The sequence below is a fragment of the Actinomadura sp. KC216 genome, assembly GCF_004348535.1.
GTDB lineage: Bacteria > Actinomycetota > Actinomycetes > Streptosporangiales > Streptosporangiaceae > Spirillospora.
On record NZ_SMJX01000410.1, the window covers coordinates 1 to 6,532 of the forward strand.

Sequence of the window (6,532 nt, forward strand, 5' to 3'; positions counted from 1 at the left end):
GCGGATCGGCGGGCGCCGGGGGCGGGAAGGTCCGGCTGTCGCTGGTGGCCTACTCCACGCCGCAGGCGGCCTACGACGCGATCATCAAGGAGTACCAGAAGACGCCCGAGGGCAAGAAGGTCCAGTTCACCAAGTCCTACGGCTCGTCCGGCGAGCAGAGCCGGGCGGTGGCGTCCGGGCTCAAGGCCGACGTCGTCGCGCTGTCCCTGGAGCCGGACATGACGCGGCTCGTTGACGCCGGCCTCGTCGCCGGCGACTGGAACACCGGCCCCGAGAAGGGCATGGTCACCGACTCGGTCGTCGTCCTGGCGACCCGCAAGGGCAACCCCAAGAACGTCAAGTCCTGGGACGACCTCGTCAAGCCGGGCATCGAGGTCATCACGCCCAACCCGTTCACGTCCGGCGGGGCGCGCTGGAACGTGCTCGCGGGCTACGGCGCCAAGGCGAACAAGGGCACCGACAAGGCGGCCGGTAGCGCGTACCTGCACGCGCTGTTCAAGAACGTCCCCGTCCAGGACTCCAGTGCCCGCAAGTCGCTGCAGACGTTCGCGGGCGGCAAGGGCGACGTGCTGCTCGCGTACGAGAACGAGGCCATCTTCGCCAAGCAGAGCAACCAGCCGCTCGACTACACCGTCCCGGACTCCACGATCCTGATCGAGAACCCGGTCGCGGTGACGAAGAAGAGCGAGCACCCCGCCGAGGCCCGCGCCTTCCTGAAGTTCCTGTACGGCAAGAAGGCGCAGGAGATCTTCGTCAAGAACGGCTACCGGCCCGTGGTGGACGGCGTCCCCGGCGCCGAGAAGTTCCCCAAGCCCGCCGGGCTGTTCACCATCAACGACCTGGGCGGCTGGAAGACCGTGTCGGCCGAGTTCTTCGACCCCAAGGGCAGCATCATGGCCGATGTCGAAAAGGGCATCGGCGTCTCGGTGGAGGGCTAGGTCTCCATCCGATGAGCGAGACGACGAAGAGTTCGACCGCCACCCTGGACGAACGCGTCGAGACGTCCGGCCCCGCCTCCCCGCCGGGAGGCAAGGGCCGGGCCGTCCGGCTCGCCGGGCCGGCCGGCGGGCGCGGCGGCACCGCGATCGGGGTCGGCACCGCGACCATCTTCCTGAGCGCGGTGGTCCTGATCCCGCTGGCCGCCGTCATCTGGAAGGGCGCCTCGCAGGGCCCCGGCGGGTTCTGGGACGCGATCACCACCCCCGACGCCTGGGCCGCGCTGAAGCTGACCGTCATCGCCTCCCTGGTGGTGGCGCTGATCAACCTGGTCATGGGCACGCTGATCGCCTGGGTGCTCGTCCGCGACTCCTTCCCCGGCAAGGGCCTGCTCGACCTGCTGATCGACCTCCCGTTCGCGCTGCCCACGATCGTGGCGGGCCTGGTCCTGCTGACGCTGTACGGCACCGACAGCCCGCTCGGCGTCTCGCTGGCGTACACCCGGACGGGCGTCGTCGTGGCGCTGCTGTTCGTGACGCTGCCGTTCGTGGTCCGCACCGTCCAGCCCGTCTTGCTGGAGTTCGACCGGGAGATGGAGCAGGCCGCGGCGTCGCTCGGCGCCGGCAACTGGACGATCTTCCGGCGGATCATCCTGCCGAACCTCGTCCCGGCCATGCTCGCGGGCACCGCGCTGGCCTTCACCCGCGCCGTCGCCGAGTTCGGCTCGACGGTGCTGATCTCCGGGAACGTCCCGTTCAAGACGCAGGTCGCGGCCGTGCACATCTTCGGGCAGATCGAGAGCGACAACACCGCCGCCGCGGCGGCGACGTCCACCGCGCTGCTCGTGCTGTCACTGCTGGTCCTGCTGTCGATCGACCTGCTGCGCCGTTGGGGGGCCCGCCGTGGCTAAGCACGCGCTGCGCCTGATCGTCCTGACCTACCTGCTGTTCCTGCTGATCCTGCCGGTCGGGCTGATCGGCTGGCGGACGTTCGGGGACGGCCCCGGCCCGTTCATCGACGCGCTCACCACGCATTCGGCGCTGCACGCCTTCCAGGTGACGCTCATCGTCGCGGGCTGGTCCGTCGTGCTGAACACGCTGTTCGGGGTGCTGGCGGCGCTGCTGCTCGTCCGGCACGAGTTCCCGGGCAAGCGCCTGCTCAGCGCGCTGATCGACCTGCCGCTCGCGGTGTCCCCGGTCGTCGTCGGGCTCGCGCTGATCCTGGTGTACGGCGCGTTCAGCCCGGCGGGCGGGTTCCTGGAGAGCCGCGGCATCCAGATCATCTTCTCCACGCCGGGGATGGTGCTCGCGACGGTGTTCGTCTGCCTGCCGCTCGTGGTCCGCGCGATCGTGCCCGTCCTGGAGGAGATGGGCGACGAGCAGGAGCAGGCCGCGCAGACGCTCGGCGCGGGCGGGTGGCAGACGTTCCGGCGCATCACCCTGCCCAGCATCCGGGCGGCGCTCGGCTACGGCATCGTCCTCTCCCTCGCCCGCGCGCTGGGTGAGTACGGTGCCGTGGCCGTCGTCTCCGGCCGGACGGTCGACCAGACCCAGACCCTGACGCTGTTCGTCGAGGAGCGCTTCGAGAACTTCGACGTGCAGGCGTCCTACGCCGCCGCGCTCGCGCTGGCGGTCATCGCGGTCGCCAGCCTCCTGGCGACCAAGCTCCTGCGACCGAAGGACGGCTCCTGATGGCGATCGAGATCCGAGATGTGAACAAGTCGTTCGGCGAGGCGGCCGTCCTGAAGGACGTGTCGGTGGACGTGGCGTCCGGCTCGCTGACCGCGCTGCTCGGCCCGAGCGGCGGCGGAAAGTCGACCCTGCTGCGCGTGATCGCGGGGCTGGAGCGACCCGACTCGGGCCAGGTGGTGATCTCCGGCAAGGACGCGACCCGGCTGCCGCCGCAGCGGCGCGGCGTCGGGTTCGTGTTCCAGCACTACGCGGCGTTCAAGCACCTGACGGTCTTCGAGAACGTGGCCTTCGGGCTGAAGATCCGGAAGCGTCCGAAGGCGGAGATCAAGAAGCGGGTGGAGGAGCTGCTGGAGCTCGTCCATCTCGACCAGTTCGCCGCCCGGTATCCGGCCCAGCTGTCGGGCGGGCAGCGCCAGCGCATGGCCCTCGCCAGGGCGCTGGCGGTGAACCCCGATGTGCTGCTGCTGGACGAGCCGTTCGGCGCCCTGGACGCCCAGGTCCGCAAGGAGCTGCGCACATGGCTGCGCCGCCTGCACGACGAGGTGCACGTCACGACCGTCTTCGTCACGCACGACCAGGAGGAGGCGATCGAGGTCGCCGACACGATCGTGGTGCTGGCGGACGGCGTCGTCCAGCAGGCCGGGGCGCCCGCCGACATCTATGACAACCCGGCGAGCCCGTTCGTGATGCGGTTCCTCGGTCCGGTCACCGAGATCGGCGGGCGGCTGCTGCGCCCGCACGACGTCGTGATCTCCAGCGAGCCCGGGCCGGGCACGCGACCCGCGGTGATCACGCGGGTGGTCCGCCTCGGGTTCGAGACCCGGGTGGAGTTCCAGGTGCGAGAACCGGGCGGACCGGGGGAGGCGGCGGAGCCGGTGAAGGAGTATCCGGCATGGGCGCAGATGACGCGGGAGTCTGCCGGGCGGCTGTCCGCCAAGGCCGGTGCCGAGGTGCATGTCCGGCCGTCCGTCCAGGCCGCCACGGTTCCAGCGAGCTGATGCGGCCTGGGACCGGGGAGCAGCGCGTTGTACGTCACCGCCCGCACCAATTACGCGATGCGCGCCCTGCTGGCCATGGCGGCCGCGGGGCCGGAGCCGATCAGCGCGCCCGCGCTGGCCGAGGCCGAGCAGATGCCGTTCACCTTCCTGCAGACCATTCTCGGGGAGCTGCGGCGGTCCCGGCTCGTGGTCAGCCAGCGGGGCCATGACGGCGGGTACCGGCTGGCGCGGCCCGCGTCGCAGATCACGGCCGGGGAGGTGGTGCGGGCCATGGACACCACCTTCGCCCCCGCCGAGGACGGCCCGCATCCGCCCGAAGGGCGCCCGGCGTCGGTCGCCGCCGCGCACCTGGAGCAGCTCTGGCGCGCCGCGGACACCGCCCTTCGCCGCGTCCTGGACGAGACCACCCTGGACGACCTCACCAACGGCCGCCTGCCCGCCCACGTCCGGGCCCTGGCGGACCCGGCCCCGGCACCACAACCAATAATTCAGATTGATTAAGTAGGGAATTTCTGCCATCATGATCCCATGAGTTCCCGGGCCCCGCTCTGGTCCCGGCGGCACGTCGATCTCGGACGCCTCGCCGCCGCGCTGTGTCGCCTCGTCTGAACGCCCGACCCCTGGGCGAGCGACGACCGACGGCACATGACCGACCAGAGACCGAGGAACGAATCACATGACCATCAGCACGACCGCGTCGCGGGTGTCCGGCCTGGCCGCCGGCCCTGGTGCCACCGCCGCCGACCTCGGCGCCACCGCCGCCGACCTGGCCGGACGCAGCGAGGAGTGGCTGCCGCGGGTCCGGCTGGACCCGCGCGGCCGCTGGTACGAGCGCCTGCATCGCGACACCGGGCAGGAGATCTGGCTGATCAGCTGGCTGCCCGGCCAGACCACCGGCCTGCACGACCACGGCGGGTCGCGGGGAGCGTTCGCCGTCGCGCTCGGCAGCCTGGAGGAGCGGGACCTGAGCGGCGCGCGGGAGGTCACGCCCGGCCGCGCCCGCGCGTTCGGCTCCGAGTACATCCACGAGGTGCGCAACGTCTCGGCCGCGCCCGCGGTGAGCGTGCACGTCTACTCGCCGCCGCTGTCGACCATGAACCGGTACGACCTCGTCGGCGACCGGCTGGTGCGGCTCGCCACCGAGGAGGCCGGGCAATGGTGACCCGCGTCCTCGAAACCCGCGCACCGGACGCACGGCCGCCCCGCACGATCGACGAGGTCCTGGCCGACGCCCGCGCCCGGCTCCAGCGGCTGAGCCCCGAGGCGGCGTACGACCGGTGGCGGGAAGGCGCCTTGCTGGTCGACATCCGCCCGGCCGCCCAGCGCGCGGACGAGGGCGAGGTGCCGGGCGCGCTCGTGATCGAGCGCAACGTCCTGGAGTGGCGGCTCGACCCCGCGTCCGGCGCGCGCATCCCGCAGGCCACCGGGCACGACGTGCGCGTGATCGTCCTGTGCTCGGAGGGCTACACCTCCAGCCTCGCCGCCGCCGCGCTGCAGGACCTGGGCCTGGTGCACGCGACCGACGTGGCGGGCGGTTTCCACGCCTGGCGCGCCGCGGGCCTGCCGGTCACGGGCCTGCCCGCCGGGCGAGCGGCCCGTACCGGCTCTGGCAGCTGATCGGAGGCCCCCTCATGCCGATCAACGATCGCTCCATCGACCTGCGCCTTCTCGACGACATCAGCTTCGACGACGTCGAGGTCTACCTGCGCGACCCCGAGCCCGAGGTGCGCGACGCCGCCCTCGCGGCCATGATCAAGAGTGCCCGCGCCGGCCGCGCTCCGCACCGCGCCGGCGACACGCTGGCCTGGGCGCTGGCCGACGAGCACGAGAACGTCCGCCGCAGCGCGGCCGGTGCCCTGCGCGATCTGCCCGTGCTCTACCTCGCCGACGGCGGCGTCGCGGCGCTGAGGCTGGCCGCCGCCCGCGGGCGCGAACCGTTCGTCCGCGAGATCGCCGCCGAGCTGCTCACCGGCCTGCGGGAGGCGGCGGCCGACCAGTATGCCCACGGCCTGCACCACGGCGAGGCCCATGTCCGTGTCCAGGCCGTGCTCGGCCTCGTCGCGCTGCACGCGGTCGGGCGGGTGGCCGAGGCCGCCGCCGACCCGGCCCGCGAGGTCCGGGCGGCCGTCGCCCAGGGGCTCGCGCGGATCGCGCGGCCCGAGGGGCTGCCCGCCCTGGCGCGCCTGCTCACCGACCACGACCCGGTCGTCCGCATGGCCGCGCTGGACGCCGCCGCCGCGCTGGGCGTCCCGGAGGACCTGGAGCTGCGCGTCGTGGCCGCCCTCCTCGACGACCCGAGCCGGCAGGTGCGCCGGACCGCCGCCGTCGCGCTGGCGCAGGGCGACCCGGACGGCGCCGTCCCGCCGCTGATCAGGGCCCTGCGCGACCGGACGGTGGACGTCCGGCGCGCGGCGGTCCGGTCGCTGGAGCAGTGGGCGGCGGACCGGCCGGAGGTCCTCGCCGCGCTCACCGAGGCGCTGGACGATCCGGACCCGGGCGTCCGCACGCAGATCCGCTGGGCCCTCGCCTGACACTCCCGAACGGCCGGCACGCCGCCGTCGCCGTGCATCGTGCTGCCCGTTTCATGTTTTTCCAGTCTGAATAATCGATTAAGGGGAGGGAGCTTGGCATGGGTCTGAGCAGGAGGGAGTTCGCGGCGGCGGGGGCCGTGGCGGCCGGGGCCGCGGCGGGCGCGGCGCTGCCGGGCGGCGCCGCGTCGGCGCGGCCGGCCGAACGGGAGTTCCGGGCCGACCCCGGCCGCGGGCGGCCCGCCCGGCCCAACATCCTGGTCGTCCTCGGCGACGACCTGGGCTGGGCCGATCTGGGCAGCTACGGGTCACCGCACATCAGGACGCCCCACCTGGACCGGCTGGCACGCGAGGGCGTCCGCTTCACCCAGGGGTACTC

At 72.8% G+C, this 6,532-nt stretch carries 9 protein-coding genes; all 9 read left to right on the forward strand.

The annotated features are described in order from the left end of the window. The coding region (locus E1264_RS38585; RefSeq protein ID WP_132181862.1) for a sulfate ABC transporter substrate-binding protein at positions 1-938 on the forward strand (938 nt) is incomplete at its 5' end. A gap of 11 nt (positions 939-949) precedes the next feature. After that, positions 950-1,846 carry a sulfate ABC transporter permease subunit CysT gene (gene cysT / locus E1264_RS38590; RefSeq protein ID WP_132181864.1) on the forward strand — a complete coding sequence of 299 codons (897 nt, stop codon included), beginning with the start codon at positions 950-952 and terminating at the stop codon, positions 1,844-1,846. Next, positions 1,839-2,627 carry a sulfate ABC transporter permease subunit gene (locus tag E1264_RS38595; RefSeq protein WP_132181866.1) on the forward strand — a complete coding sequence of 263 codons (789 nt, stop codon included), beginning with the start codon at positions 1,839-1,841 and terminating at the stop codon, positions 2,625-2,627. The genes cysT and E1264_RS38595 overlap by 8 nt, the downstream gene beginning before the upstream one ends. Continuing rightward, complete coding sequence (cysA, locus tag E1264_RS38600) at positions 2,627-3,625, forward strand: sulfate ABC transporter ATP-binding protein (protein ID WP_132181868.1); 999 nt, start codon at positions 2,627-2,629, stop codon at positions 3,623-3,625. The genes E1264_RS38595 and cysA overlap by 1 nt, the downstream gene beginning before the upstream one ends. A 27-nt stretch (positions 3,626-3,652) precedes the next feature. Further along, on the forward strand, positions 3,653-4,126 hold the full coding sequence (locus tag E1264_RS38605) for an Rrf2 family transcriptional regulator (protein ID WP_132181870.1): 474 nt from the start codon (positions 3,653-3,655) through the stop codon (positions 4,124-4,126). 175 nt (positions 4,127-4,301) lie between these two features. After that, positions 4,302-4,787 carry a cysteine dioxygenase family protein gene (locus tag E1264_RS38610; RefSeq protein ID WP_132181872.1) on the forward strand — a complete coding sequence of 162 codons (486 nt, stop codon included), beginning with the start codon at positions 4,302-4,304 and terminating at the stop codon, positions 4,785-4,787. After that, the gene (locus E1264_RS38615) at positions 4,781-5,242 is read left to right on the forward strand and encodes a rhodanese-like domain-containing protein (protein WP_132181874.1); all 462 of its coding nucleotides are present in this window, start codon (positions 4,781-4,783) and stop codon (positions 5,240-5,242) included. Before E1264_RS38610 ends, E1264_RS38615 begins: the two co-directional genes overlap by 7 nt. 14 nt (positions 5,243-5,256) lie before the next feature. Next, positions 5,257-6,156: a HEAT repeat domain-containing protein gene (locus tag E1264_RS38620; protein ID WP_132181876.1), complete on the forward strand. Its 900-nt coding sequence runs from the start codon at positions 5,257-5,259 to the stop codon at positions 6,154-6,156. A gap of 98 nt (positions 6,157-6,254) precedes the next feature. After that, the coding region (locus E1264_RS38625) for a sulfatase-like hydrolase/transferase (RefSeq protein WP_165964602.1) at positions 6,255-6,532 on the forward strand (278 nt) is incomplete at its 3' end.